A 23,809-nucleotide genomic window follows, 5' to 3' on the forward strand; every position below is an offset into this window, starting at 1 on the left:
GCCGGGCTTCGGCGCCCCCGGGCCTCAAAGTCGCAATTGACTTCAACTGGCGCCTCTATGCCGCTGACGCGGCATTCTGACCGGCGTACATCTGTACTTTTAACGGCATTGATTGTTAAATGTTTCCCGGCACCTGACGCTACAGCGGGTGCCGGTCAGGGAAGAGGTTACGGTAAGTCTCTCTGACCAGATGAACCGACTTCTGGTGGAACCGGACGATAAACATCAGTGCTGAAGGGCAGCCTCCTGGCTGGTGATGCTATGAGAAATATGGAAAATACGGGTCACCTGGCATGGTGTGCCCTTGTCGCCCTGCTGAGCGCACGCGAGGACGGCCTGGTGGAGTCAGAGTCGCAGGAAAACCTGTTTATTACCCGCTGGTTTGCTCTGGCGAAAAAACAGCGACGGTTTTCACATGACGTGGCCACGGATATTGACTGGATACTCAATCAGGGCCGGACACTTGGCGTTCGTGCGCGGTTGCGCCATAAGCTGGATTATCTCTGGCGCAGCTGCACAGGTGAACTGTCTGAGCAGAACGACCTTTTCCGCCTGACCTACGCGCTGGAGCTGGCGAAACAGTACGACTGGGTGTATCACGTCCTCAGCGACAGTGAATGGAGCGGCCGACATCATATCCGGCCGTCGGAGTCGGTGAAAAGCATTTGTCTGCTGAAAAGCGCGCTGGATATCGGTTTTAATGATGACGGGACACAGGTTATGCCCGTGCCGGCAAGAATTGGCGGTCGGCCTGACGGGCTGAATGCACTGCTGAAAAGCTGTGGCTGGGAGGCCGTCAGCAACGAAGATCACTGGAAACTGGTAGCCTTAAACGCCGGTTGATCGGGCCAGTTTGGATATAGAGAATTATTGTACTATATAGTCGTCAATACGGTGCTCACTTTACGCGTAGGTCTTCATTACAGAATTGCCCACATTTAGTGCAATAAATGCACCCCCAAATATAAAGTTACCTATTGTGCAACTTTTTGGTGCGGCGAATACTGAGGTTTGATGAGAGAAAAATAAAAATATATTTATTTTTATAAGTTAAAACAATAAATTATGATTTAATTTCCTTATGGTAATTATAGGGTGTCATTTATGGCATGCGAGTTGCTTTGTCGTTAAAGTTACTTAATACGCAACTTTGGTTCATGAGATGTCACACGACGAATCAGATAAACACATTCAGAAAGAAAATAATGACGCAGACTTCAATGTGGGGAAACGCCTGCGTGCTGTACGCAAAGCGCGTGGGATGCGTATAGAGGACGTTGCGCAGAAAGTCGGCGTTAGCAAATCCTTCATCAGTCGTCTTGAACGTAACGTCACGCATGCATCAATTGCCACTTTACTTAGGGTCTGCGAGATCGTTGGTATTACGCCTGCCAAACTGTTCGATCCCCCTTCAACCAGCTTTGTGCCAGTCGGAAAAGGTACCCCCATCAGTCTTGGCGGTGAAAAGATGCGTGAGTACATGATCAGCGGTGGTGTGGAAAACGACATGATGGTGCTTTATTCGGAAATTGATCCTCAGGGGGGATCAGGTTCAGAGCCTTATACACTCAATGCCGCAGCCGATATGGTGCATGTACTGAGTGGAGTACTGGAGATTGTAGTTGAGGAGCAGCGTTATCTACTGACGAAAGGCGATACGCTCACCTTCAAACCCTCGCAACCCCATACCTGGCATAACATTTCTGACGATGAAATGTGTACGGCTATCTGGGTTATCGTACCACCGCCGTCAGGTAATTAATGGGAGTGCGCTGTGTTGAAACTTAAAGTGGACAATATTCATAAAAGCTACGGGACCCATGAAGTACTGAAAGGTATATCCCTGCAGGCCAAGGCCGGAGATGTTATCAGCATTATAGGTGCCAGTGGCTCGGGTAAAAGTACCTTCTTGCGATGCATTAACTTTCTTGAGCGTCCTCATCAGGGAGTCATCAGTGTCAATGGTGAAATGCTCCTCACTGTCCCATGCCCACATACCGGTGAGTTACAGGCTAAATATTCACAGCAACTGCGTCGGATACGGGCACGTTTGTCGATGGTCTTTCAAAATTTTTGCCTGTGGTCGCATATGACCGTGCTGGAAAACATCATGGAAGCGCCAATGCGCGTGATGAAGCTAAATAAAGTAGAAGCTCGCGAGCGTGCCGAGGCCAGCCTGATAAAAGTCGGGATGGACGCAACCTCATGGCAACGTTATCCGGCTCATCTCTCTGGCGGTCAGCAGCAACGCGTAGCGATTGCTCGTGCGCTGTGCATGGAACCGGATGTATTGTTGTTTGATGAGCCGACGTCAGCTCTGGATCCAGAACGCGTCGGTGAAGTGTTGAAAGTGATGCAACAACTGGCAGAAGAGGGTCGCACCATGGTGGTAGTGACACATGAAATGGGATTCGCACGCCATCTCTCCAGCCAGACATTATTCCTCCATCAAGGGCTTATTGAAGAACAAGGAACACCTCAGGCTATCTTTGAACAGCCTCATAGCCCTCGTCTGCAACAGTTTTTATCAGGCCGTCTGAAGTAATTTAACTTTTTCAGTAATAAACGTTTCACACTGTGTATGAGGAGTAATGATGAAAATAGCAAAATTGTTCCTGACTCTCACCGCAATAGGTCTGGCTGGCTCGCTGTATGCAAAACAGGGTAAACTCACCATCGCTACCGATGCGACCTTCCCGCCATTTGAATCGATTGATGCTAGTGGTCAACTGGTGGGATATGACGTAGACCTGATGTACGCCATCTGTAAAGCCGCTGCGATGAATTGCAATGTGATCAGTGCTCCCTGGGATGGCATGATCCCAGGCCTGATGAACAACAAATATGATGCGTTAATTTCTCAACTGACTGTCACCGATGCCCGCCGCCGCGTCATGGCTTTTAGTGACATTTACGATCACCCTGTGTTCCGTTTTGTCACGAAGAAAGGCAGCATTACCGACACCAGTCATGAAGGGTTGAAAGGTAAAGTAATAGCCGTCCAGACCGGTACGCCGATGGACACTTACGTAACCAAACATTATCCAGACAGTACCATCAAACGTTATGATGGCGGTAGTGCCCCCTACCTCGATTTAAAAGCCGGTCGTTCTGATATATTTATAAGCTACGAAGCACAGATTATTTACAGCTTCCTGAAAAAAGATGATGGCAAAGATTATCAGTTGGTTGGCCCACGTCTGACAGGTAAAGATGCGCCAGAATTTGGTGAGGGGGTAGCAATCGCCATTAATAAGAAAAATACTGAATTGGTCGAAAGAATCAATCAGGGGCTGGCTAAAATCCGTGCTGATGGCGAACTGGAAGCACTTAATAAAAAATATTTCTCAGCAGAGTAAATGACATGTCAGGTAATTACTATTTAATGGTCCTGAATGCGGGATGGGTTTCACTGCAACTGGCGTTCGCATCGTTGTCATTATCCGTCATTCTCGGTCTGCTAGGTGCATTAGGAAAACAGTCCGGTAGGCGGTGGATTCAGGCTCTGGTTACGCCTTATACCTTACTGGCTCGAGGTATACCAGATTTAGTCCTGATGTTGCTGGTTTTCTATAGTGCACCTGCGCTGTTGAATAATTTCCTGGAGAACATGGGGCTGAATTACTCCGTAGAGTTTAGCCCCTTCATTGCAAGTCTGATCACACTGGGGTTTATTTTTGGTGCTTATATGACGGAAACTTTTCGCTATGCATTAATAAACATTCCTCAAGGAGAAATGGAAGCAGCACAGGCATTTGGCTTTACCCCTACCTCGATTTTTTTTCGTATTATTCTGCCACAATTAATTCGGCTGGCATTACCGGGCTTTACCAATAATTGGCTGGTTCTGGTTAAAGCAACGGCGCTGGCTTCACTATTGGGTTTACAGGATATCATGTACAGTGCCAAAGGAGCGGCGGAATCGACTGGTAAACCCTTTACTTTTTATCTACTGGCTGCTGGATTTTATTTGGCGATCACGCTGCTGTCCGTAACCGTGTTACATCGTCTCGGCCAGCAATACGCGCTGGTAGTACGGAGAAATAACGTATGAACTGGGATATTATCGCCGCTAATTTTAACATGTACCTCCACGGAGCCAGTTTAACGTTACTGCTTACTAGTATATCATTGTCCGTTGCCTTTGTTATCTCGGTGCTACTGGCATTGGCACGTAACAATGCACCACGTCTCATACGGGGGGGGATCTTTCTCTATACAACCACTTTCCGTGGTACGCCACTATTAATCCAGCTATTCCTGATTTATTACGGCCTGGCGCAGTTCGATTTATTACGTACCAGTATTCTCTGGCCCTGGCTCTCCAGTCCACTGGTTTGTGTTCTGCTGGCTTTTATCCTGAACACCACGGCTTATACATCGGAAATTTTCGCCGGTGGCTTGCGCCATCTTCCCGCTGGTGAAATTGAAGCGGCTTACGCTTATGGTATGAGTTTCCCTGTTCTGGCTCGAAGAATATTATTCCCGGCGATGCTAAGCCGTTCCCTCTCCTTATATGGTAACGAAACCATTATGATGCTGCACGCAACCTCTCTTGCCAGTACAGTGACGTTAATGGAAGTGACCGGCGTCGCGCGTAATATAAGTCTTAATTATTATATTCAGTTCGAACCCTATGTTACCGCAGGAGCAATATATCTGTCACTCACCTTAATAATGGTGACGGCATTTCGTTATTTAGAAAAACACTATGCATGCTATTTGAACAGAACGCACAGCTAATTTACTAGAGGAATCTATGGAAAAAAAAACACGACAATTTGATTTGTGGGGTATCCCCTTTGATGGTGAAGCCACATTAGGCTGGCCTGGCTCACGTTATGCTCCCGCCAAAGTCCGTGAATGCGCGCGTTGGATCAATATGCGTATTCAGCAGGGGAATATTTATTGCCTGGAAAGTGACCGTGAAATGAAAGTTGGAGAGCAACTTCTGGTCGATTGTGGTGATGTTGAAGTGGTGCCAAGTGACACGCTAAAAACCTTTGCGGCAACACGAAAGGCAGTAATGTCATCAATTTCTTCTGGTCGTGTGCCAATCATGATTGGTGGCGATGACAGCCTGTTATTTCCGGTAGCGCATGGCGTTCATGACGCGCTGCCTGGACGTATCGGCATCATTCATTTTGATGCCCACCTCGATCTTATGGACGAAAGTGAAATGCAGGGACGTCATAGCCAGTCAAGTGGTATGCGCCGTTCACTGGAGCTGGAGCGTATCGCTCCCACAGATTGTATTCAACTGTGCGAACGCCATTTTAACTTCCCCAGTTCGGGCAGATTTAAGCACGATAACGATCTGATTCACCTCAGCGCACGTGAGGTATTGAAAATCGGACCTGAAGAGACAGTAAAACGCGCACTTGAAAGGGTCAAAAATGCTGATCACATATTCCTATCTTTCGATATAGATTCAGTCGATCCGGCATATGCGCCGGGGGCTGGAGCACATGAACCGGGTGGTATTACTTCTGACCAGGCGCTGCAGATGGTGAGTATGTTGGCACCACACTGTTCAGCAATGGCAATAACTGAAGTTAACCCGACGAAAGATGTTGGTGATATGACCTCCACACTTGCGGCATATCTTGCTTTTACTTTTGCGGTACATGGCAGTCAGTCTGAGTAGACAAATTACGCTGGCGTGCGTACACGCCAGCCCTTATGCTTTACGTGTGGAGAGTAATAAAGTAAGCGTCGTATTTGAACCGTCTTGACGCTTATCCAGAGGTGAGATCGGTTTTCCACGGCAGCTGATCACGCAACCGATTCGCCGGCCGGTCCTGGATATGACAGAGCACGTAACGCTGCCATCTCTCCGGCTCAAGGCCGTTGAGTTTGCAAGTGCCAATCAGCGAGTATAGTTTAGCAAAACATTATCTGCCTGCATCTAACCCGGCGAACGGCCAGTTCGTGCGCCCCAGTGCAACACCGCGCATGGGGGGCTCTGCGATATTTTAGTCGATCTCCGTCCAACCATTCTGGCAGCAAAGGTTCAACGCATCCCATATTTAAGCAGATAAGCGATCGCCTTCGCTATCTTCGCGTGGCGCGACAGCATTTTCATCTGTATCCAGTCGTACAGTGATTAAATCCGCGGCACCGTCTTCGTTGTTCTGACCGACAGCCGATTTTCCGCCGGGCTGCCGCGTAGCTCTGCTTCGATAACGTACAGCTCATGTTACCAACAGTGCAAAACTGGATTTTCCTCCGCGAATGCGCCGTGTAAGCGGCCTCCGTGATTAGCCCGTTTTCATACATCACGTTGTTGCCCCATAAGCAACACCAGGCAGGATACAGCGGTATCCTGCCTGGTGTTTGCGAGCAGAAGACTGCCGCAACGACTGCGGCAGCGCCAGATCATGATGTTCACCCAGCGTCTCCGCCAGTTTGCCGCATCGTCAACTGAGCCTGCATCACATGAATTTTGCCGTTTCTCGCTACCGCGAGTACGACTGAACTCAGGGCTTGCTCTTAGCTGGTTAGCGCACCCTTAAAAATTAGTCCACCAAAACCATGCAGCATTGTCTTTCTCTCCGCGTAACGAAAATGTCACTGTTGTTATTATCCGGCAATAGTTCTCCGGAGCGTACTATATCCTGGTTTCTTCAACCAGTAGTAAGCCAGCACGCAGTCCTACAGTGACGTTGGGATTGGGAAATAGTATCCATTCGGTGCAGTGTTCCACCCGCCAGCATTCTCCCGGCAGCTCTCCGATCAGGGTTCCGGCCGGGAGAGGAGTGAAGTTCGGAACGTCTGCGTCCAGATGAAAATGCAAAGGCTCGCTGTGTTTAATCAGCGACCGGTTTACCCTGAAATAGCGCATGGGGTCGCCAGTACGATCCGGCAACGGTGCGTCGCTTAACAGGGCGCGCATCATATTGTCCACCGCGCCAAACGAGGTGAGGTCGTTCTCGCCAAAGCGTCGGGCGTCCCCCAGCTCAAGTGTGCAGCTGTCTGCCTGCTGATGTTCACTAGTGAAATGGCTGAAGGTGGCGCCCGGTTCGGTATGCCTGACCAGCGCATCCAGACCAGCGGCGTTCAGTGCTGTAAGCAAAGCAGCTCTGTCGGGGCGGCGCTGAAAAGGCAGAAGGCCGAATAGCGGCAGGTGTGACGTATGCCGGGTTGTGTGCAGATCAAGGTGCCAGCGCTCGATGTCGTCACCATCCCGAGTGAAGAAGTCGGTCACTGTCTGTTCCAGTTCCCGGGCGCGTCCGGGCTCTTTTCCGTCAAGATATTGGCGGTGACGGCATGAGAACAGGCGGTTGAGATCGTGGGTCAGGTAGCGTTGTCCAGCGCGCATGGCCGGGGGATTGCCGAACAGCACCAACAGGCGAGTGGCAAGCGGCAATCTGCCCGCCAGCAGGTCATCTACTATTGCCGCCAGCAGTTCTACGGGGGCTGTCTCATTTCCGTGGATACCTGCCGACAGTACGATGGCGCGTCGATGACTGGTATGGGGAACCAGCTCCAGCATGCCTTCTCCTCGCCAGTGCCAGGATAGAGTTTCTCTGTCCCCACCGAGAACGTCTGGTATCACGCCGCGCAGCGTCAGACCTAAGAAATCATTCATCGTGCTTCTTTATTCCCACACTGTACATTGTTAAGATTGAGCCCCGGCGGTAGTATGGCGGGTAGCGTCAGCGTTTCGCTTTCCAAAGAGGCCATTGGCCAGGCGCAGTAGTCGGCTGCGTAGAAGGCGCTGGCGCGATGATTGCCCGAGGCCCCTATGCCGCCGAACGGCGCGGCGCTCGATGCGCCGGTCAGTGGCTTGTTCCAGTTGACAATACCGGCGCGCCCCTCCAGCAGTAGGCGGTCGAACAGCGCACGTTCAGGAGACACCAGCCCCACCGCGAGCCCGAAGCGGGTGTGGTTTGCGAGAAACAGTGCGTGGTCGAAATTTTCGTAGCGCGTTACGCATGTCAGCGGGCCAAAATACTCTTCGTCCGGCACATTCGCCACATCTGTGACATCTAGGATGCCTGGCGTCAGTAGCGCGTTGTCGCCTTCCGGGCGGGTCATCAGCAGCAGCGTTTTTGCGCCCAGCTCCAGCAGCTGCTGCTGCGCCGCCATCATGCGTCCTGCCGCCTGAGCGGAGATCACACCGCCCATAAACGGCTGCGGCTCTGCGTCCCAGCGGCCAACGCGAAGGCGTCTCGCCACAGTGACCAGACGTTGCAAGAAGGCGTCGCCCGCCGCGCCGCGCTTGACCAGCAGACGACGGGCGCAGGTGCAGCGCTGTCCGGCGGAGATAAAGGCGGACTGAATAGTCAGGTTGACTGCCGCATCTACATCCGTAACCTCATCGATAATCAGCGAGTTGTTGCCGCCCATCTCCAGTGCCAGAATTTTCTCTGGCTGACCGGCCAACTGGCGGTGCAGCTGATAGCCTGTGCCTGCGCTGCCGGTGAACAGCAGGCCGTCGATTGCCGGGCTGGCAGCCAGCGCCTTGCCGGTGTCTCGTCCGCCCTGTACCAGGTTCAACACGCCGTCTGGCAGACCGGCCTGTTGCCACAGTTTGACCGTCTCTTCAGCGGTGAACGGCGTCAGCTCGCTCGGCTTGAACACCACGCAGTTACCCGCAAGCAGCGCGGGCACGATGTGGCCGTTGGGTAGGTGGCCGGGGAAGTTGTAGGGGCCGAACACAGCCAGCACGCCGTGCGGACGATGACGCAGCGATGCCGCGCCACCAATCATTGGTGTATGGCTATCGCCGGTGCGCTGCTGGAGTGCTCGCAGCGAAATGCCGACTTTACCGATCATCGATTGCACTTCGATCTGCGCTTCCCAGTGCGGCTTGCTGGTTTCGTGGCTAATGACTGCCGCCAGTTGCGCCTTGCGCTGTTCCAGCAAAGCGGCGAAACGTTCCACCATCGCCGTGCGCTGCTCCAGCGTCAGCCGCGCCCACGCCGGGAACGCCGCTCGTGCCGAAGCACAGGCGTCGTCGACGTCCGCCGCGTCCGCCGCTCGGCCTTGCCACAGAGGCTTGTTATTTAATGGATCTGTCTTGATAAATTCAGCTCCGTGGCCTTCCAGCCACTGACCTGCGATATAGAGTGAAGGGTGCATCATTTATAGACTCTCCAGAGGATTGAGGGAAACTACCCTGACGCGATCGCCAGCATTGATTTCCAGTGTGTCCGCGGTGGACGGCGTCAGGCACAGGACGCCTTCGGGAGTAAAATACCCGGGCGCTAAAGTAGCGCGGTAGTTGAGGTAGCTATCGTTCGCGACCAGCAGTGTGGGGGCTGGTGCCGATACCAGTGCTTCGTGTATCGACACTGCGACGTTGTGGCTCTCTTTCACCATCCGCAGTTCGTCCAGTTCCGCCTCAAGCGTGGCACCGCCGTCAAAGATGTCCACGTAACCACGGTAGCGCAGCCCTTCTGCCTCCAGCAGTCGGCGGGCCGGAACCGTATCCGGGTGAACATCGCCAATCACGGCTTTAGCTTCCTCGGGGAGAAAATCGATATACACTGGATATCGGGGCATCAGCTCAGCGATAAACGCCTTCTGGCCGATACCAGTCAGATAGTCTGCGTGGGCGAAGTCCATGGCAAAAAATCGGTTGCCTAGCCCCTCCCAGAAAGGTGAGCGGCCGTTACTGTCACTGTAACCGCGCATTTCAGCCACCACACGCTTGGCGAAGCGGTCGCGGAACGCGGCCAGAAACAGGAACCGTACTCTGGAGAGTAATTTGCCGTTCTGGCTATGCCGCCACTCCGGATCAAGATACAGCGTGCACAGTTCGGTACAACCGGTGTGGTCATTGCTGAGAAACAGCGTTTGAAGTGTGTTGTACACGTTCAGCGAGGCGCTGGCGTGCACCAGCGGTGCAACCCGGAAATTGTACCAGGGCTCGTGAAGTCCCAGGGCGACTTCAAGCGCGCTGATGCCCACGACACAGCCGCTATCGGCGTCTTCCAGCACAAACAGGTAACCCTGTTCACTACGTGGACGCAGCCCCTGCCAGGTTTCCTGAGAGCGGGTGATTCGTCCGGACAGAATGTCTTCGTTTTGTGGCAGAGAAGTGAGTCCGACTCCGGATTTCCCCGCCAGCGCCATCAACGCAGGCAGATCGCGGGACTCAACGGGACGAATAACCATCATCGTGCATCACTCCCGGTTTCGGCGGTGAGGCGTTCCGCAGCGTGGGCAAACCGGGCCAGCCCCTCATGCACATCGGCCTCGGGGATGATCAACGAAGGGGCAAAACGCACCACATCGGGCCCGGCGATCAGCGCCATCAATCCCGCTTCGGCGGCATAGCCGGTGAGACGTTTTGCCTGACCGGCGAAGGCCGGGTTCATTACGCAGCCGATCAGTAATCCACGGCCGCGGATCTCGTTGAAGAGCGGGGTTCGGGTGTTAATATTTTGTAATCCTTCAATAAACCAGCGGTGGCGTAGCGCCACGCCGCCCAGCACCTCGGGAGTATTAATCATTGTCAGAACCCTACCGGCAACGGCGCTGGCTAAGGGGTTACCGCCCCAAGTGGTGCCATGCGTGCCTGCACTGAGAGTTGATGCAAACCGATCGGTGGTGAGCATGGCACCGATCGGAAAGCCGCCGCCCAGTGCTTTGGCGCTTGTCAGAATGTCCGGTGTGACGCCGTAATTCATGTAGGCATACAGCGCACCGGTGCGGCCGACGCCTGTTTGTACTTCGTCAAAAATCAGCAGTGCACTGTGACGATCGCACAGCTCGCGTAGCCCTTGCAGGAAGGCCGTGTCCGCAGGCCGCACGCCGCCTTCGCCCTGAATAGGCTCGACGATCACGGCACAGGTCTGGTCGTCAATGGCCGCCGTAGCGGCGGCCAGATCGTTGAATTGCACATGCTCAATACCGCCCGGCAGCGGCGCGAAATCTTGTGAGTATTTCGGCTGACCGCCCGCGCTGACGGTAAACAGCGTGCGGCCGTGGAAGGCGTTGCCGAATGCCAGAATGCGGTTTTTGTTCGGCAATCCGTTGTCGCGAGCCACTTTACGCGCCAGTTTCAACGCAGCTTCGTTGGCTTCCGCGCCGGAATTGCAGAAGAATGCCTTGTCGGCAAAGGTGGCGTCTGTCAGCAGTTTCGCCAGCCTCAGCACCGGTTCGTTGGTGTAGCCATTTCCTAGATGACAGACGCTGGCTGCCTGGGTTTGCAGTGTCGCCAGCAATTGCGGATGAGCATGCCCGAGCGCATTCACAGCTATACCCCCGGCGAAGTCGATATACTCTTTTCCCTGCTGATCCCATACTCGGGAGCCTTGCCCGCGTACGGGAATGAATGGGGCAGGGGAATAAACCGGAACCATATATTTGTCAAAATCTTCGCGGTGTACCGCATTCGCTTGCTGGGACATAAGATCTCCTGGCGATTAAACGTGAAGTGATAAACGGTTGCGCTTTTCACTATTCATAATTACGAACATCGAAATCACGACGACATATACTTCTCAAAAAAAATTCATTGAGTACTTATAAATAAAAAACAACATGCACAACAATTGAACTCATTGATGGCGCAATGCACCATAATGAACCGCTCGCATCGTGAAATAACCGCCTATTTAAACGCACTGTTTTCTGTTGGTATTTTACGAAGGCCCTTAATCAAAAGGAATGTATGAATGTTCACTTCTGTACTAAAACACAGGGATCAATACTGCCAGCATTCGCGAAAAACATGATGATGTTTCGCCATGTATCTAAAAAAGATATTTTATCTAATACCTCGGGCTGAATATTTCTCCAACCATACATCTTGCCCCACCACCGCCGAGTTGTTCAATAATATCCAGCGGTGGGGCGACAATAGTGGCGTAATCTGAAAGAACATGTCGTTGCAAATCAGTAAAAGCTTGCCATGCTCTCTGTGACATCGCCAGAACGGGATGTCCATTATTTTCGGCATGCAGTTCGATAATATTCCCGCAAAAATTTTCCATCTGTGCCAAGGTTATATCGATAATCTCTTTACCTGCCTGACGTAGCCCATTATAGATCATGGTGGATTCCAGATGGTTGCGGATCGCTTCAAAACAAACCACCGCGTATTTTTTCCCGATGCTCATCATCACATTGGTGTGATAGATGGGTTGTTGCCTGCGGTCATCAGCGTTAAACCATATTGCACGGTAACCGATAATTTCCTCTAACGACGTCATGACATGCGGCGAACTCCGCGAAGAACGGCAAACCCAGGCGATTTTGTTTTCGTGATCGCACACCATTGAACCCGTTCCCTCAAAAAACTCTCCCTGTTGCTCAAACGGTGAAAGGTCGATGATCTGATTAATCGAAAATTGTTCTGACAGCCTGGCGATCAGCTCAGGATTTCGTTCTTTGCGACGGTTTGGCGCTTCCATTGGGTAGAGGATAGCTTCGCCCTGCTGGCCCAGCGTCAGCCAGTTATTGGGGAACAACGAATCAGGGGTATCCGTTCCCGTGGGATCGTCGAAAACATATACATCGATACCCGCCTGTTGCAGGGCATGGACATAGTGGGTGAATTCGGCCAGCGCAAGTGATTGCGCGGCAGCTGGAATTTTCGCTGTCTGCTGAAAATGATTCGTGACTGCGGTTTCCTGATTAACGGTAAAGGACGCGGGACGAACCATGAATATACGACTTGTGGTTTGCATTTTTCACCTAGGCTGATAAGGTCTATTTGATATAACTATACAAATATCGAGGGTCCGCAGGTTGCGGCACTAATTTAATTTTTACCCAATACAGTATTTTTCAGACAGATACCTGATATAGTACAGTGTAGAAAAATCTTCGATCACGAATCCCTCCGAGTCAAAAACAGCCAGCCCGTGCTGGAAATCACGACGATTAACATGACCGTTAATAATTTTCAAAAGTTCTCGAACAGAGAAACTAGCTGGCATATTTTTAATTTCATCTTCAACCCAGCTTTGGGGTTCGTATTCAACCATGACTTTGGCGTTGCTGATAGCATCAGGACAAATGTCTGTTTTCCCCTACTGTCACCACCGACGGCATTAATATACACGGTTTCGGATATCATTTCCGGCGTAATAATGGTGGCGTTCTTTTTGTCTACTGTGAGCGTGGTGATGATCTCCGCGCCCTGGACCGCTTTTACCACAGAATCAGATATGTTCAGATGAATGTCCCGATGGTCTATAAGATTATTTTTAGTTTTTCAGATGCTCTGGGTTTTTTTATCGTAAAGACGGAACTGGCCCATACCGAGCAATGTGTTGAATGTCAAAATCTGGAATTCACTTTGTGCGCTGTTTCCAATCACCGCCATTGACCTGGCATGGAGTGATACAAGATAATTCGCGTCTAGCGTTGATGCGACCGCGGTACACAATGCGGTGGCCATCATGAGCTCGCTTAACAGCAGGGGATAGCCGGTGTCTATTTCCGTCTGTGAGTCAAATGCCATGACCGTCAGAATATTTTTATCAGCGTTTGCCGGATGCCCGTTAACGTATTTTAATCCATAGAGGATTTCGCTGGCCGTCGTCATCAATTCAATAACGACCAGCACCGAATGACTGGCGACACGCGGGCATTTCTGAAAATGTGGCCAGGACCGATAATAATCTTCGACGAATCCCGTGAGTTCGGTAATAAATTGCTGTATGCCGGTTTTTCTGACCAGTTGTTGCATATGTGAAATATCAATGAAAGTCATCATTGTTCTGTCTCAGTTTCGGTACGCACATAGGATAACGATCAATCTGTCAGGTGCATAGTTGACAGAATTAAGCAGATTGCATTATTTTTTAGCAAATTGTGCATTTCAATGGAACAATTTGTTTATGTATGACATTGACAGTAAGATCATCACATTGTTAAGAGATAACGCCCGTATCCCAGTCAGTGAGCTTGCCACGCGGATCGGTGTATCACGCGCGACTGTGCAGAAGCATCTTGATCAGTTGGAAGCGAACGGCACCATTTGTGGCTATACCGTGCGTATGAGGCAGGTCCCGGAAGTGAATCTCATCCGGGCCTGGATGAGCATTGCGATTGAAGGCAACAAGGCACCAAAAATCATCCAGGAACTCCAGGGAGAACCGGCTGTAGCGACCCTGCATACGACCAATGGCCGCTGGGATGTGTTGGTGGAAATCCATACGCGCAGTCTTGAGGAGTTTGACAAGGTGCTGGGAGGGATCCGACGTATACCCGGCGTGGCAAGTACAGAAACCAGTATTCTGCTCTCTACCCGTAAAATGTGACGTGACGGTATAGGGGTCAGTTTGGATATCGACAATGGCTCTGTCGCGTTAGTGGCATAAAGTTGGCAAAAGTTGCGTTGACGGTTATTCAGGCTACCAGTAAATAAAAACTGTTCCGCAGGTGACATTCCGCCGTTTGCCGGGTACTGATATTGCCCTTTGCGTATCATATGAATTAACTCAATACTGGCCAGTATCGTCTGCGTCCTCCGAAACGATTTGAATCCCAGCATCGGGCGTACCCGAAGCTTGATATTTCAGTGGTCTTGCTCAACCAGGTTGTTCAGATACTTGCTTTGCCTGATGGCAATCATTGCCTCATCAGGTTTGTCGGCGTTGTGTACGGCCAGGGCCGCGGCATTGGCGCCACTTTTATCGAAAGTGACCACTTCCGGTTCACCGTGATGGCGAATCGCCTTGCGAAAGAAACGCAAGGCTACGCTGGCGTGACGTTTAGCTGTCAGCTGTCAAAAACGGGAAAGGGGGTCTTCCGCAACTGTAATCAACGTATTGCTAAAGTGATCGCCGACAATTTCGGCAACGTGGTTGCTACAGAAAAATCCGTTGCAGCGCCCCATCATGACGCGCGTTCGCCGCCGCAGCCCTCCGATACAGCCCGGCGGCACGGCGGAATCAAACGCCGCTTCCATCTCCCGCCGCGTGACCCATTCGCAATGGCATACCATGCCGCCGTTGCCAGGGCAGGTATAGTCGCGCGGTTCATAGTCCGACAACGTGGGCATCTGCGGCCACACCAGGCGCTCGGGCGGTGCGTGCTCGAACAGTCTCGCAAAGTCCTGGAAATAGAGCGTTTCCAGGTAACCGGCGATGCCGGGCGCGGCGGTAAGGCCGGTAGAGCGAATGCCGCCGACGGTTATCCACTGTTTTTCAGGATAGGGATAAATTCGATACTCTTTTAACTCAGTTGCCGGGCGTAATCCGGCGTAGGTGGAGTCGGTTAAAGAGGGTAAAACGCGCTCACCCTGGGTAATCAGGGACTTCAATACCGCTTCGTTGATTTCGGCACACTCGCGATCGGTCTGCTCTTCGGCCGTCGGTCCTAACAGCAGATTGCCGAAAATGGTTCTTAACAGTAGCACGCCTTTGCGCGCGGTGGGAACCGGAAGAATAATCGCGTTGATTTGTGCCGAGGCCGGTTTATCAAAAACCAGGAACTGGCCTTTACGCGGCCGGATCTCAAATTTCGGGGTACACCATAAAGCATCGATACGATCGCCGTGGTTTCCCGCGCAGTTGATAGTCAGCGCGGCCCGATAAACGCCCGCTGAAGTCTGGATTGTCCAGCGGCCATGACTAAATTCGGCACCGGTCACTTCGCAGTTAAAGCGGTACTGCCCACCGTGTTTAACTCCTTGCGTCAGGTAGGCCAGCGGGCTGCTCCAGGAGTCAATAATCCCTTCGCCCGGGACCAGAACGCCGCCTAATGCGCCGGCGGCCAGCTTTGGTTCGCGCCGGTAGACCTCTTCCGATGAGATCTGCGCGACGTCCTGCACCCCATTCTGGAGTGCCTGAGCGACGATTCCCGGTAGCGCCTCCAGCTGCTCCTGATTCCAGGCTACGACAATGGCCCCGGTTTCCAGAAGCGGAAGATTCATTTTCTGGTGGATGGCTTTGTATTCGCTATATCCCGCCTGCATACAGGCCAGCTCCAGGCTACCCGGAGGAGCGTCGAAGTCGGTATGAAGAATGGCGCTATTTGCCTTGATGGCGCCCGAAAGAATATCGCCACCTTTTCCCGTAGTAGCGTACGCGCGCCCATCAGGGTGAAGCGGCGAAAGACCGCGCAGCCAATAACGCCGCCGCCAATAATGACGACATCAAAATCGTGAGTTTTCTGCTCCGTAGAAATTTTTCCTGTGCTGGAATGATGCCTAATGTCACCATAAAGCAACACAAAAACCACAAAATAAGAAAACAAATAAAAAGCCATCTGATTGCTCAGATGGCTTTACGGGAAAGGGATTCTGGGGGCTGCTTCTGGCCCGCCGTTAGCGGCCGGTGCGGGGGATGGCCGGAGGCATTGCGGGCGCTTTACTCCCCGAGACGGCTCCTATAGGCACGCTGTACGCGCGGATAAACCTTGCGCGCCGTCAGCGGGAGAAGTTCGGCGGCGGCGAGATAGCCGTCGGGATCCACAACCCAACCCTGCTGCTCGGCGGCGGCAACGATCTCGTCATCCCAGTAGAGGGTTTTACGCTCATCGCCGCGGGTGGTTAAGGTCACTTCGCAGACGCCGTCCAGCGCGCGGTACTGCCGCCAGCAGTTTTCCGGGATAGAGATAACCGAGCGTTCGGGCGCGGTTATCACCACCTCTTCACCCTGTTGGTTAAAGGTGACCTCCAGCGAGCCTTTAAACACCATAATGACCTGCACCTGTTCGCAGCGGTGGCGGCCAAATTTACCGCCTGCCGGCAGCTTTACCCACTCCACGGAGAAACCATGCGGGCGGATAATTTTCGGCCGGCTGTTGCGGTCCTGGCTTATCCCGAAGCCAATCACCGGGGCAATTTCCGCCCCGTGACCGGGGATGGCCGCGTCGAGTAAACCCTGGGACGACCACTCACGCTGCTCGCCCGTCACTGCAAACTCGGACATTTGCTGGGGAGTGTAGTGGGTGAGCGCGTCGATGTCGGCCTGCGCAATCTCAGGCATCAGTGCCGACTCATCGGGAACGGCGTGTCCCTTTTCGGTATCAATCAACATATTGTCCCGGCTGAGGTACAGGCCGTACTCCTTTGCCGCCTGCATCACCGAAGGGTGCCAGATAATGCCGCCGGTGTTGTCCCCGCCAAGGACGGTAAAGACCCAGCCGTTGGTGTCCGTAGGGGATGCGTTGGTGAAACCACGGAAGATCCACGTCGGGATCGATAAAATCGCCGGGGCGCTGAAGGTCGCTTCATTTTCGCCATTTGCTCCCCAGCGAAAACGCCAGCTGCCTTCATGGATAAGGAAAACCTCGGCGGTGAAGTGGAGGTGCAGGTTATTGGTGACCCCCTTCGGCATGGCGGCGGCGCCGATATTAAAGCCGTGCGGTAGCGGAATATTGATCACCTGCTCGCTCGACTGGGTCACGCCGGGGCCGATAAACGAGTAGTTTTGCTTGAGGTGGGAACCGGGCAGCTTACAGTCGATAAAAGCCACGCTGCAGGACACCATATCGGCCGGAGTGACCAGCCGCTGACGCGCTTCTTCATGTGTTAACACGGTATTTTTCATAAAGTCTCCATTAATAGCCTGAACCCGAACGGGCAGGGGGAACTTCGCCACGGGATTGCGCGACCGCATCACGTCCGGCCTGAGAGAGTTGCATGACGTCGTTTGCGGGGGTTACCATCGTAAAACCCTGGGCGATGCGCGCCGCTGCAGCCTGGCCTGAGGTGCAAAATATTCCGGCGATTTTGTTGGCCGCTTTCGTATAGGTCAGCACGCGATCGATAGCCGCCAGCATCTCAGGGTGCTGAGACTCAGCGCTGGCGGTGCCGGTCAGGGTCAGGGAGAGGTCGTTAGGGCCGATGAAGATCCCGTCAAGGCCCTCGACGTCGAGAATGGCTTCAAGATTTTTTAAGCCATCGAGCGTTTCGATCATTGCCAGCGTCAGGATCTGTTCATTGGCGTGTAGGGGATAATCCTTGCCACCGTAAAGCAGCGCGCGCGCAGGGCCAAACGAACGGTTGCCCATCGGCGGATAGCGGCAGGCGGCAACAAAGCGACGCGCTTCTTCGGCGCTGGAAACCATCGGGCAAATGATGCCATAGGCGCCGGCATCGAGCAGCTGCATGATCAGTGCGCCATCGTTATACGAAACCCGTGCGATAGGCGTCGCGGGAGTTGAAGAGAGCGCCTGGAGCATGCTCAGCGCCGAAGCGAAGTCAATCATACCGTGCTGCATATCAACGGTGACGCTGTCATAACCTTGATGACCGACAATCTCGGCGCTATAGCTACAGGGGAGGGCCAGCCAGCCGTTAATTATCGGCTGCTGGCGATGTTTTAGCGGGTTGAATCGCATACAAGAACCTCGTTTATCCATGAATGAAGCGCATTCGCCGTCTCCTGCGCCGCCTCAAGCGGCACGAAGTGGCCTACGCAGGGCAATTCCTGCCAGCGGGCAGAAGGCGCTGCCCGCAACGCCGCCTGGTGATGTTCCGCCGTACAGATCGGATCCTCCTCGCCGCTGAGGATTAGGAGTGGCACAGCGAGCCGGCTCAGGCAGGCGCGACGGTCGCGGCGGCCGATAGCGATTTCCGTTTGTCGATAAAAGACGTCGTGGCCGCAACCGTTGGCCATGGCGATAATCTGCTGGCGCAGCGGCTCTTCGTTCTGCCGCCGGCGGGCGACGTAGCGCGGCCACAGCTGCCGGGTAATAAATGCCGCAAAGCCGACGGCTTTGGCGTGCTCGACGGCCTGTCGCCGACCCGTCGCGTTTTCCGGCTTGTCGGCCAGCGGGTTAACCGAAATCAGCCCCAGCCCGGCGATCCGCTCCGGCGCGATGGCCTGCATCTCCAGGGCGACGATCGCCCCCAGCGAAAATCCGCACAGGCAGAAGCGCGGCGGTAACTGCGCCAGCAGGCGTTCCGCCGCAGCTTTGGCTGAATCATCCGTCTGCAGGGTAAAAACCTGCACGTCGCTGACGTTGAGCCACTCCAGCATCGGCTGCCACAGCCGCTCATCGCAAAGCGTACCGCCGAGCAGGATCAGCGGGACACTGGCGTTATTAATCGGCTGCATCATACCGCCGGCACGCTTGCAGGCTGCGGCTCGCGACGGGCCTCAACCATGCGGATAACGTGGCGGATCAGCACCACAGAAAGGATGGAGATCAGACCGACCACGAGGAACCCCTGCTTCATGGCAAAGTAGTATTTAATGTAGCCCACCAGCACCGGGCCAAAGAAGATGCCGGCGGAGTAGATACTCTGGTACAGGCCAACGCGGGTGGACTGCTGCCACACCGGAGTATGGGTGACAATCAGCGAATTGAGGACGGTCGAAATCATCCCGAAGGCGACGCCGGCGAGAGCCTGCAGGCCGTAGAGCACGAAGATGTCGGGCGCATAGGGCATGGAAATGGCCACGCCGCCCTGCAGCAGACCGCCGATAATGGCCGTTTTGGCCAGCCCGAGACGGCGGTAAAACAGCGGTGCGCAGAGGGCGGTGGCGAGCGCGTAGAAGAAGAGGTGGATACCGCTCAGGGTGGCGAGCGAGCCGGCGGCCATGCCGAAGCCTTCGGCCAGCAGCGGAGTGAGGGTATCGCGGGTGGCGAAGGGAACCATCATTACCGCGGCGCAGAGTCCGCCGAGATACCAGACCGATTTGTCGGTGAGTTGGCTGCGCACGGCGGATTGAGCGGCATCTTCGCGAGCCAGCGGCGGACGACGTTCGCGAATAAAGAAAGTCAGAACCAGGGCGAGAGTGGCGGCAAAAGAGGCGACGAGGAAGCTCGACTGGGGGCCAAAGTGTCGGGCCATAAAGCCGGCAAGGGAGATGCCGATAAAGGTGCCGACGGGAGAGGTGACGCTGAGCAGGGCGATAGCGGCCGCGGCTTCCAGAGGCGGGAAGAAGGCGACAAACATGACGTTATAAATCACCCAGGTGGCGCTGGTCACGCCGTCGGCGAGCTTGGCGATGAAGAGTGTCTCCGGTGTTGGGTGTAAGAAGACGACCGGCCAGGAGAGAATGGTGAAAAGGAGGCCAATCTGAATGATGCGCTTGCGGTTATGGAAGCGGTCAGAGAGGATGCCGGTGGGAAAGCGGAGGAGCATGGAGGCAAGGCCGGTTGCGCCGATGATAATGCCCATGGTTCTGGCCTCGACGTTGAGCGAGGTGATGTAGGGGGCAAGGAACGGGTCGAAAGCGTGAATGCTGACAAAAAAGAGCAGGCTGATAATAAAGAACAGCAGGACATCACGACGCAGTAATTGCAGGGACATAATAACCTCCAGATTCAGGATGCGGTCCAGCCGCCATCGACTAATAGTGCAGTGCCGGTGATCAGTGCTGCCGCCGGCGATACGAGAAACACCACCGGCCCCATAACATCTTCCAGCTGCCCTAAACGACCGAGTTTAATATTGCTCAGAACCTGCTGATGAAATGCTGGATCGGCAAGCGAAGTCCTTGAGAGCTCGGTGGCAATGAACGTCGGGCAGAGGGTATTGACGCGGATCCCGTTGGGTCCGAGCTCAATGGCCATCGCCCGGGTCATACCCTCGAGGGCAAATTTTGACGCGCAGTAGACGCTGCGCATCGGACCGCCGACGTGACCCATTTGTGATGAAATATGCACGATCGAACCCTGAATACCGGCATCGATCATTCGCCGCGCCACCTGCTGCGACACGAAAAACGTGGCGCGAACGTTGATGTCCATGACGGCGTCATAATTCTCCCGGCTGACGTCGATAAACGGCTGATGCCTGGCCAGGCCGGCGCTGTTGATCAGGATATCAAGCGCCGGCAGATGCTCGATGGCCTGTTCTACCGCGGCGGATTGGGTGATATCGACCACCAGTGGGCTGAGCTTCAGCCCGGCCTCGCCGGCGGCATCTACCGCCGCTGAGAGCTGCGAGCGGTCGCGAGCGGCAATCCACACTTCGGCACCGGCCTCAGCCAGCGCCAGACCCGCGGCAAAACCGATGCCGCGAGATCCTCCCGTGACCAGGGCACGCTTGCCGTCCAGGCGAAAGCTGGGTGTTTTTGGCAACGCCATTTTCAGGTCCTTATTCAACAATTCCGGCGTAAGGGACGTCTCTGTGGCCGTAGCGACGGACGCGAATATTGGCCTGCTCGCCGTGACCGGCGAATCCTTCGAGCGCGCAAAGACGAGAGCAGTATTCGCCGACATGGGCCGACGCTTCATCCGTCAGGACTTTTTGGTAGGAGCAGGTTTTAAGGAATTTACCGACCCACAGGCCGCCGGTATAACGTGCCGCCTGGCGGGTAGGCAGAGTATGGTTGGTACCGATCACCTTATCGCCATAGGCGACGTTGGTGCGCGGCCCTAAGAACAGCGCGCCGAAATTACTCAGATTTTGCAGGAACCAGTCGGGATTACGGGTCATGACCTGGACGTGCTCGAATGCCAGGCCATCGGCAATATCCCGCATCTCTTCGTCGCTTTCAGCGACGATCACTTCGCCAAACTTATCCCACGCCTGGCGGGCAATGTGCGCGGTCGGCAGGATCGCAAGCAGACGCTCGATTTCGGCAAGGGTCTCTTTCGCCAGCGTTTCTGAGGTGGTCAGCAGGATTGCCGGTGAATCAGGTCCGTGTTCGGCCTGGCCGAGCAGGTCGGTAGCGCAAAGCTCGCCGTCGACGCTGTCATCGGCAATCACCAATGTTTCGGTAGGGCCAGCAAACAGATCGATGCCAACGCGTCCGAAGAGCTGGCGCTTGGCTTCGGCGACAAAGGCGTTGCCCGGTCCAACCAGCATATCAACCGGCGCGATAGTCTCCGTGCCGATAGCCATTGCCGCGATCGCCTGAATGCCGCCCAGGCAGTAGATTTCATCGGCTCCGGCCATATGCTGCGCCACCACGATGGCCGGCGCTGGTTTGCCGTTGAAGGGCGGTGCGCAGGTAATAATGCGCGGCACGCCGGCGACCTTGGCGGTGATCACCGACATATGCGCCGAGGCTAAAAGGGGGTACTTGCCTCCGGGAACGTAGCAGCCAGCGGCGTTAACCGGGATGTTTTTGTGGCCCAGAATGACTCCGGGCAAGGTTTCCACCTCAACATCTCGCATGCTATCGCGCTGATGGCGAGCAAAATTACGTACCTGCTCCTGGGCGAAGGCGATATCGGCGATGTCGCGCTCGGAGAGCTGCTCATAGCAGGTGGCGATCTCCTCTACCCTCAGGCGATAGCTGGCACGATCGAGGTTATCAAAGCGGATGGAAAGCTCCCGTACCGCGGCATCTCCTCGTTCGGCAATATCGGACAGGATACCTTCTACCGTTTCTCGTACCTGACGGTCGGTGATTTTGACGGCTTCCGCCTCAGCACCCTGTTTAAGCCATTTAGCCATGATTGTTTACTCCCGATGATGTATTGTGTACGAATGAATTCGAATGCAAATATATTTATCGCGAATGACTCAGGAAGGAAATTACTAACGCATTCGAATGCAACGCAGATCGCAAAAATTATGCATCGGCGCGTCAATCGCCCATAATGGGCCTACGATTTTGTGTCAGGAGGGATGTCTCAATGGTTGGGCGTACACGTCGTCCGGTGACCAGTTACGATGTGGCGAAACTGGCCGGAGTTTCACAATCTGCGGTGTCGCGCGCGTTTACTGAGGGAGGGAAGGTCTCAGCGGCCACACGCGAAAAAATCAAGGATGCGGCCACCCAGCTTGGCTATCGTCCGAGCTTCGTTGCCCGCTCGCTTATTACTCGCCGCTCAAACCTTATTGGCGTCGTTGTTCCTGGCCTGATGAACCCTTTTTACGCCGACCTAGTGGATGAGCTGGTGCAGGCCTTTAAGGGGATGGGGTACAGCGTGCTGCTCTTTTCGATGAACAGCGACGGGAATACCGACCCTATTCTCGAAGATATCCTGCGTCATCGGGTTGAAGCGCTGATCTTAGTTTCCACCATGCTCTCCTCGCATTTTGCCGAAGAGTGCCAGCATAACGGCCTGCCCGTGCTGCTGCTCAACCGTAAGAATGCCAGTAAAAACGTCTCCAGCGTCACCAGCGATAACATGCGCGGCGGGGAGCAGATTGCCGACTTCCTGGTGGCAGGAAGACATCGCCAGCTTGCCTTTATTGCCGGCTTCGACTCCTCATCAACCAGTAGAGACCGTGAACGAGGCTTCACCGAGCGCTTGCAGTGGCACGGCTTTCCTGCGCCGCTGCGGGCCCAGGGGCTTTACTGCATGGAAACGGTGATGGAGGTAACGCGCGCCCTGCTGAACGGGAAGCAGCGTCCGGACGGCATTTTCTGCGCGAACGATATTATGGCCATTGGCGCATTAAACGTGGCGGTAGGCGAGTTTGGGCTGACCGCCGGCCGCGATATTTCCATTATCGGTTTCGATAATATCGCCATGGCCGGCTGGCCATTATTTAATTTGACCACCTATGTCCAGCCGGTCGATGAAATGGTGGCTTCTGCGATACGCATTATTACGCGCCAGTTTGCCGACGCCGCATCGCCGGCGGTGCAGCAGGTGCTGGCCGGCAGGCTTATCGTGCGTAAGAGCGCGCGTATTCCCGCTCAGCCGGCCGGTGACGCGGTAAGCGAAAAAGTGGGCAATTAGTCCTGTTCCCCGGCCTGTCCGGGGATACCGGATTAAATTTCGCACAATATTCTCTGGGTCTATGGTGTATCGTATCGAAACCCACAGGGTGCCCGCCTGTCAGCCATGCACCCTGTGGGGAAACAACTCTGCCGCACAAAACAAAAGGTGAATCGCCACGGATAATCTAAATAGCTGCGCCGAATACCGCTACACTTTTGCCAGCCCATGTTTACCTCCGGGGAATGGACTGGCCGTTTCCATAAAGTGACGAACTTTTTTCAACAGTTGCCACATTGAACGGCATTGATGATTGCGC

The 23,809-nt window shown here is 54.2% G+C and carries 21 protein-coding genes and 4 pseudogenes; 9 read left to right on the plus strand and 16 right to left on the minus strand.

Features of this window, described 5'->3' with window-relative positions; translation table 11 throughout:
* The first annotated feature begins 261 nt into the window (after positions 1 to 261).
* The 7 genes from ACI2JR_RS23800 (at position 262) to ACI2JR_RS23830 (ending at position 5,647) form a co-directional block, all read left to right on the plus strand.
* Positions 262 to 843 carry a DUF2913 family protein gene (locus ACI2JR_RS23800; protein ID WP_462479612.1) on the plus strand — a complete coding sequence of 194 codons (582 nt, stop codon included), beginning with the start codon at positions 262 to 264 and terminating at the stop codon, positions 841 to 843.
* A 319-nt stretch (positions 844 to 1,162) separates the two neighbouring features.
* On the plus strand, positions 1,163 to 1,762 hold the full coding sequence (locus tag ACI2JR_RS23805) for a helix-turn-helix domain-containing protein (protein WP_462479613.1): 600 nt from the start codon (positions 1,163 to 1,165) through the stop codon (positions 1,760 to 1,762).
* Positions 1,763 to 1,774: 12 nt separating this feature from the next.
* Positions 1,775 to 2,545 carry an ABC transporter ATP-binding protein gene (locus ACI2JR_RS23810; protein WP_462479614.1) on the plus strand — a complete coding sequence of 257 codons (771 nt, stop codon included), beginning with the start codon at positions 1,775 to 1,777 and terminating at the stop codon, positions 2,543 to 2,545.
* Positions 2,546 to 2,591: 46 nt separating this feature from the next.
* Complete coding sequence (locus tag ACI2JR_RS23815; protein WP_462479615.1) at positions 2,592 to 3,359, plus strand: transporter substrate-binding domain-containing protein; 768 nt, start codon at positions 2,592 to 2,594, stop codon at positions 3,357 to 3,359.
* 5 nt (positions 3,360 to 3,364) lie between these two features.
* A complete protein-coding gene (locus tag ACI2JR_RS23820) occupies positions 3,365 to 4,054 on the plus strand; it encodes an ABC transporter permease (RefSeq protein WP_462479616.1) in 690 nt (229 codons plus the stop codon).
* A complete protein-coding gene (locus ACI2JR_RS23825; RefSeq protein ID WP_462479617.1) occupies positions 4,051 to 4,743 on the plus strand; it encodes an ABC transporter permease in 693 nt (230 codons plus the stop codon). Before ACI2JR_RS23820 ends, ACI2JR_RS23825 begins: the two co-directional genes overlap by 4 nt.
* A 16-nt stretch (positions 4,744 to 4,759) precedes the next feature.
* Positions 4,760 to 5,647: an agmatinase family protein gene (locus ACI2JR_RS23830; RefSeq protein WP_462479618.1), complete on the plus strand. Its 888-nt coding sequence runs from the start codon at positions 4,760 to 4,762 to the stop codon at positions 5,645 to 5,647.
* A gap of 91 nt (positions 5,648 to 5,738) precedes the next feature.
* Here the strand turns inward: ACI2JR_RS23830 and ACI2JR_RS23835 are convergent.
* The 7 genes and pseudogenes from ACI2JR_RS23835 to ACI2JR_RS23865 form a co-directional block, all read right to left on the minus strand.
* Positions 5,739 to 6,341 (minus strand): annotated as a pseudogene (locus ACI2JR_RS23835) (transposase); the annotation flags it as partial.
* Positions 6,342 to 6,610: 269 nt separating this feature from the next.
* Complete coding sequence (gene astE, locus ACI2JR_RS23840; protein WP_462479619.1) at positions 6,611 to 7,591, minus strand: succinylglutamate desuccinylase; 981 nt, start codon at positions 7,589 to 7,591, stop codon at positions 6,611 to 6,613.
* Positions 7,588 to 9,090: a succinylglutamate-semialdehyde dehydrogenase gene (gene astD / locus ACI2JR_RS23845; protein ID WP_462479620.1), complete on the minus strand. Its 1,503-nt coding sequence runs from the start codon at positions 9,088 to 9,090 to the stop codon at positions 7,588 to 7,590. Before astD ends, astE begins: the two co-directional genes overlap by 4 nt.
* Positions 9,091 to 10,128, minus strand: a complete 1,038-nt coding sequence (gene astA, locus ACI2JR_RS23850) for an arginine N-succinyltransferase (RefSeq protein WP_462479621.1) — start codon at positions 10,126 to 10,128, stop codon at positions 9,091 to 9,093. It lies immediately after the preceding gene.
* Positions 10,125 to 11,363: a bifunctional succinylornithine transaminase/acetylornithine transaminase gene (locus ACI2JR_RS23855; protein WP_462479622.1), complete on the minus strand. Its 1,239-nt coding sequence runs from the start codon at positions 11,361 to 11,363 to the stop codon at positions 10,125 to 10,127. Before ACI2JR_RS23855 ends, astA begins: the two co-directional genes overlap by 4 nt.
* A gap of 363 nt (positions 11,364 to 11,726) precedes the next feature.
* A complete protein-coding gene (ctlX, locus tag ACI2JR_RS23860) occupies positions 11,727 to 12,644 on the minus strand; it encodes a citrulline utilization hydrolase CtlX (protein ID WP_462479623.1) in 918 nt (305 codons plus the stop codon).
* Between the two features lie 81 nt (positions 12,645 to 12,725).
* Positions 12,726 to 13,678 (minus strand): annotated as a pseudogene (locus tag ACI2JR_RS23865) (ornithine cyclodeaminase).
* Between the two features lie 58 nt (positions 13,679 to 13,736).
* Between ACI2JR_RS23865 and ACI2JR_RS23870 the strand changes: the two are divergent.
* Positions 13,737 to 14,225 (plus strand): Lrp/AsnC family transcriptional regulator, encoded by a 489-nt coding sequence (locus ACI2JR_RS23870; RefSeq protein ID WP_462479624.1) that lies wholly within the window; start codon positions 13,737 to 13,739, stop codon positions 14,223 to 14,225.
* A 107-nt stretch (positions 14,226 to 14,332) separates the two neighbouring features.
* Here ACI2JR_RS23870 and ACI2JR_RS23875 read toward each other — a convergent pair.
* The 8 genes and pseudogenes from ACI2JR_RS23875 to hisD all read right to left on the minus strand — a co-directional run.
* Positions 14,333 to 14,689: pseudogene (locus ACI2JR_RS23875) on the minus strand (DDE-type integrase/transposase/recombinase); the annotation flags it as partial.
* Between the two features lie 3 nt (positions 14,690 to 14,692).
* Positions 14,693 to 16,033, minus strand: coding sequence for an NAD(P)/FAD-dependent oxidoreductase (locus ACI2JR_RS23880; protein ID WP_462479633.1), 1,341 nt, complete (start codon positions 16,031 to 16,033; stop codon positions 14,693 to 14,695).
* A 244-nt stretch (positions 16,034 to 16,277) separates the two neighbouring features.
* The gene (locus tag ACI2JR_RS23885; protein WP_462479625.1) at positions 16,278 to 17,462 is read right to left on the minus strand and encodes a cupin; all 1,185 of its coding nucleotides are present in this window, start codon (positions 17,460 to 17,462) and stop codon (positions 16,278 to 16,280) included.
* 10 nt (positions 17,463 to 17,472) lie between these two features.
* Positions 17,473 to 18,255 (minus strand): HpcH/HpaI aldolase/citrate lyase family protein, encoded by a 783-nt coding sequence (locus ACI2JR_RS23890; protein ID WP_462479626.1) that lies wholly within the window; start codon positions 18,253 to 18,255, stop codon positions 17,473 to 17,475.
* On the minus strand, positions 18,237 to 18,977 hold the full coding sequence (locus ACI2JR_RS23895; RefSeq protein WP_462479627.1) for an alpha/beta fold hydrolase: 741 nt from the start codon (positions 18,975 to 18,977) through the stop codon (positions 18,237 to 18,239). Before ACI2JR_RS23895 ends, ACI2JR_RS23890 begins: the two co-directional genes overlap by 19 nt.
* Complete coding sequence (locus ACI2JR_RS23900; protein WP_462479628.1) at positions 18,974 to 20,176, minus strand: MFS transporter; 1,203 nt, start codon at positions 20,174 to 20,176, stop codon at positions 18,974 to 18,976. Before ACI2JR_RS23900 ends, ACI2JR_RS23895 begins: the two co-directional genes overlap by 4 nt.
* A gap of 14 nt (positions 20,177 to 20,190) precedes the next feature.
* A complete protein-coding gene (locus tag ACI2JR_RS23905; RefSeq protein ID WP_462479629.1) occupies positions 20,191 to 20,955 on the minus strand; it encodes an SDR family NAD(P)-dependent oxidoreductase in 765 nt (254 codons plus the stop codon).
* A gap of 10 nt (positions 20,956 to 20,965) precedes the next feature.
* Positions 20,966 to 22,273 (minus strand): histidinol dehydrogenase, encoded by a 1,308-nt coding sequence (gene hisD, locus ACI2JR_RS23910; RefSeq protein ID WP_462479630.1) that lies wholly within the window; start codon positions 22,271 to 22,273, stop codon positions 20,966 to 20,968.
* Between the two features lie 182 nt (positions 22,274 to 22,455).
* On the opposite strand from hisD, the gene ACI2JR_RS23915 reads away from it, so the two are divergent.
* Complete coding sequence (locus ACI2JR_RS23915) at positions 22,456 to 23,511, plus strand: LacI family DNA-binding transcriptional regulator (RefSeq protein WP_462479631.1); 1,056 nt, start codon at positions 22,456 to 22,458, stop codon at positions 23,509 to 23,511.
* Positions 23,512 to 23,700: 189 nt separating this feature from the next.
* Here the strand turns inward: ACI2JR_RS23915 and ACI2JR_RS23920 are convergent.
* A pseudogene (locus tag ACI2JR_RS23920) lies at positions 23,701 to 23,809 on the minus strand (IS630 family transposase); the annotation flags it as partial.

It is taken from the genome of Klebsiella sp. NPDC088457 (genome assembly GCF_044900465.1).
GTDB lineage: Bacteria > Pseudomonadota > Gammaproteobacteria > Enterobacterales > Enterobacteriaceae > Klebsiella.

What these genes read in the sequence shown, in the direction of transcription:
- ACI2JR_RS23825 (WP_462479617.1), top strand. Translation starts at nt 4,051, where the DNA reads ATGAACTGGGATATTATCGCCGCTAATTTTAACATGTACCTCCACGGA.
- astA (WP_462479621.1), bottom strand. Translation starts at nt 10,128, where the DNA reads ATGATGGTTATTCGTCCCGTTGAGTCCCGCGATCTGCCTGCGTTGATG.
- hisD (WP_462479630.1), bottom strand. Translation starts at nt 22,273, where the DNA reads ATGGCTAAATGGCTTAAACAGGGTGCTGAGGCGGAAGCCGTCAAAATC.
- ACI2JR_RS23905 (WP_462479629.1), bottom strand. Translation starts at nt 20,955, where the DNA reads ATGGCGTTGCCAAAAACACCCAGCTTTCGCCTGGACGGCAAGCGTGCC.
- ACI2JR_RS23890 (WP_462479626.1), bottom strand. Translation starts at nt 18,255, where the DNA reads ATGCGATTCAACCCGCTAAAACATCGCCAGCAGCCGATAATTAACGGC.
- ACI2JR_RS23885 (WP_462479625.1), bottom strand. Translation starts at nt 17,462, where the DNA reads ATGAAAAATACCGTGTTAACACATGAAGAAGCGCGTCAGCGGCTGGTC.
- ACI2JR_RS23855 (WP_462479622.1), bottom strand. Translation starts at nt 11,363, where the DNA reads ATGTCCCAGCAAGCGAATGCGGTACACCGCGAAGATTTTGACAAATAT.
- ACI2JR_RS23815 (WP_462479615.1), top strand. Translation starts at nt 2,592, where the DNA reads ATGATGAAAATAGCAAAATTGTTCCTGACTCTCACCGCAATAGGTCTG.
- astD (WP_462479620.1), bottom strand. Translation starts at nt 9,090, where the DNA reads ATGATGCACCCTTCACTCTATATCGCAGGTCAGTGGCTGGAAGGCCAC.
- ctlX (WP_462479623.1), bottom strand. Translation starts at nt 12,644, where the DNA reads ATGCAAACCACAAGTCGTATATTCATGGTTCGTCCCGCGTCCTTTACC.
- ACI2JR_RS23805 (WP_462479613.1), top strand. Translation starts at nt 1,163, where the DNA reads ATGTCACACGACGAATCAGATAAACACATTCAGAAAGAAAATAATGAC.
- ACI2JR_RS23820 (WP_462479616.1), top strand. Translation starts at nt 3,365, where the DNA reads ATGTCAGGTAATTACTATTTAATGGTCCTGAATGCGGGATGGGTTTCA.
- ACI2JR_RS23900 (WP_462479628.1), bottom strand. Translation starts at nt 20,176, where the DNA reads ATGTCCCTGCAATTACTGCGTCGTGATGTCCTGCTGTTCTTTATTATC.
- ACI2JR_RS23800 (WP_462479612.1), top strand. Translation starts at nt 262, where the DNA reads ATGAGAAATATGGAAAATACGGGTCACCTGGCATGGTGTGCCCTTGTC.
- ACI2JR_RS23830 (WP_462479618.1), top strand. Translation starts at nt 4,760, where the DNA reads ATGGAAAAAAAAACACGACAATTTGATTTGTGGGGTATCCCCTTTGAT.
- ACI2JR_RS23895 (WP_462479627.1), bottom strand. Translation starts at nt 18,977, where the DNA reads ATGATGCAGCCGATTAATAACGCCAGTGTCCCGCTGATCCTGCTCGGC.
- ACI2JR_RS23915 (WP_462479631.1), top strand. Translation starts at nt 22,456, where the DNA reads ATGGTTGGGCGTACACGTCGTCCGGTGACCAGTTACGATGTGGCGAAA.
- astE (WP_462479619.1), bottom strand. Translation starts at nt 7,591, where the DNA reads ATGAATGATTTCTTAGGTCTGACGCTGCGCGGCGTGATACCAGACGTT.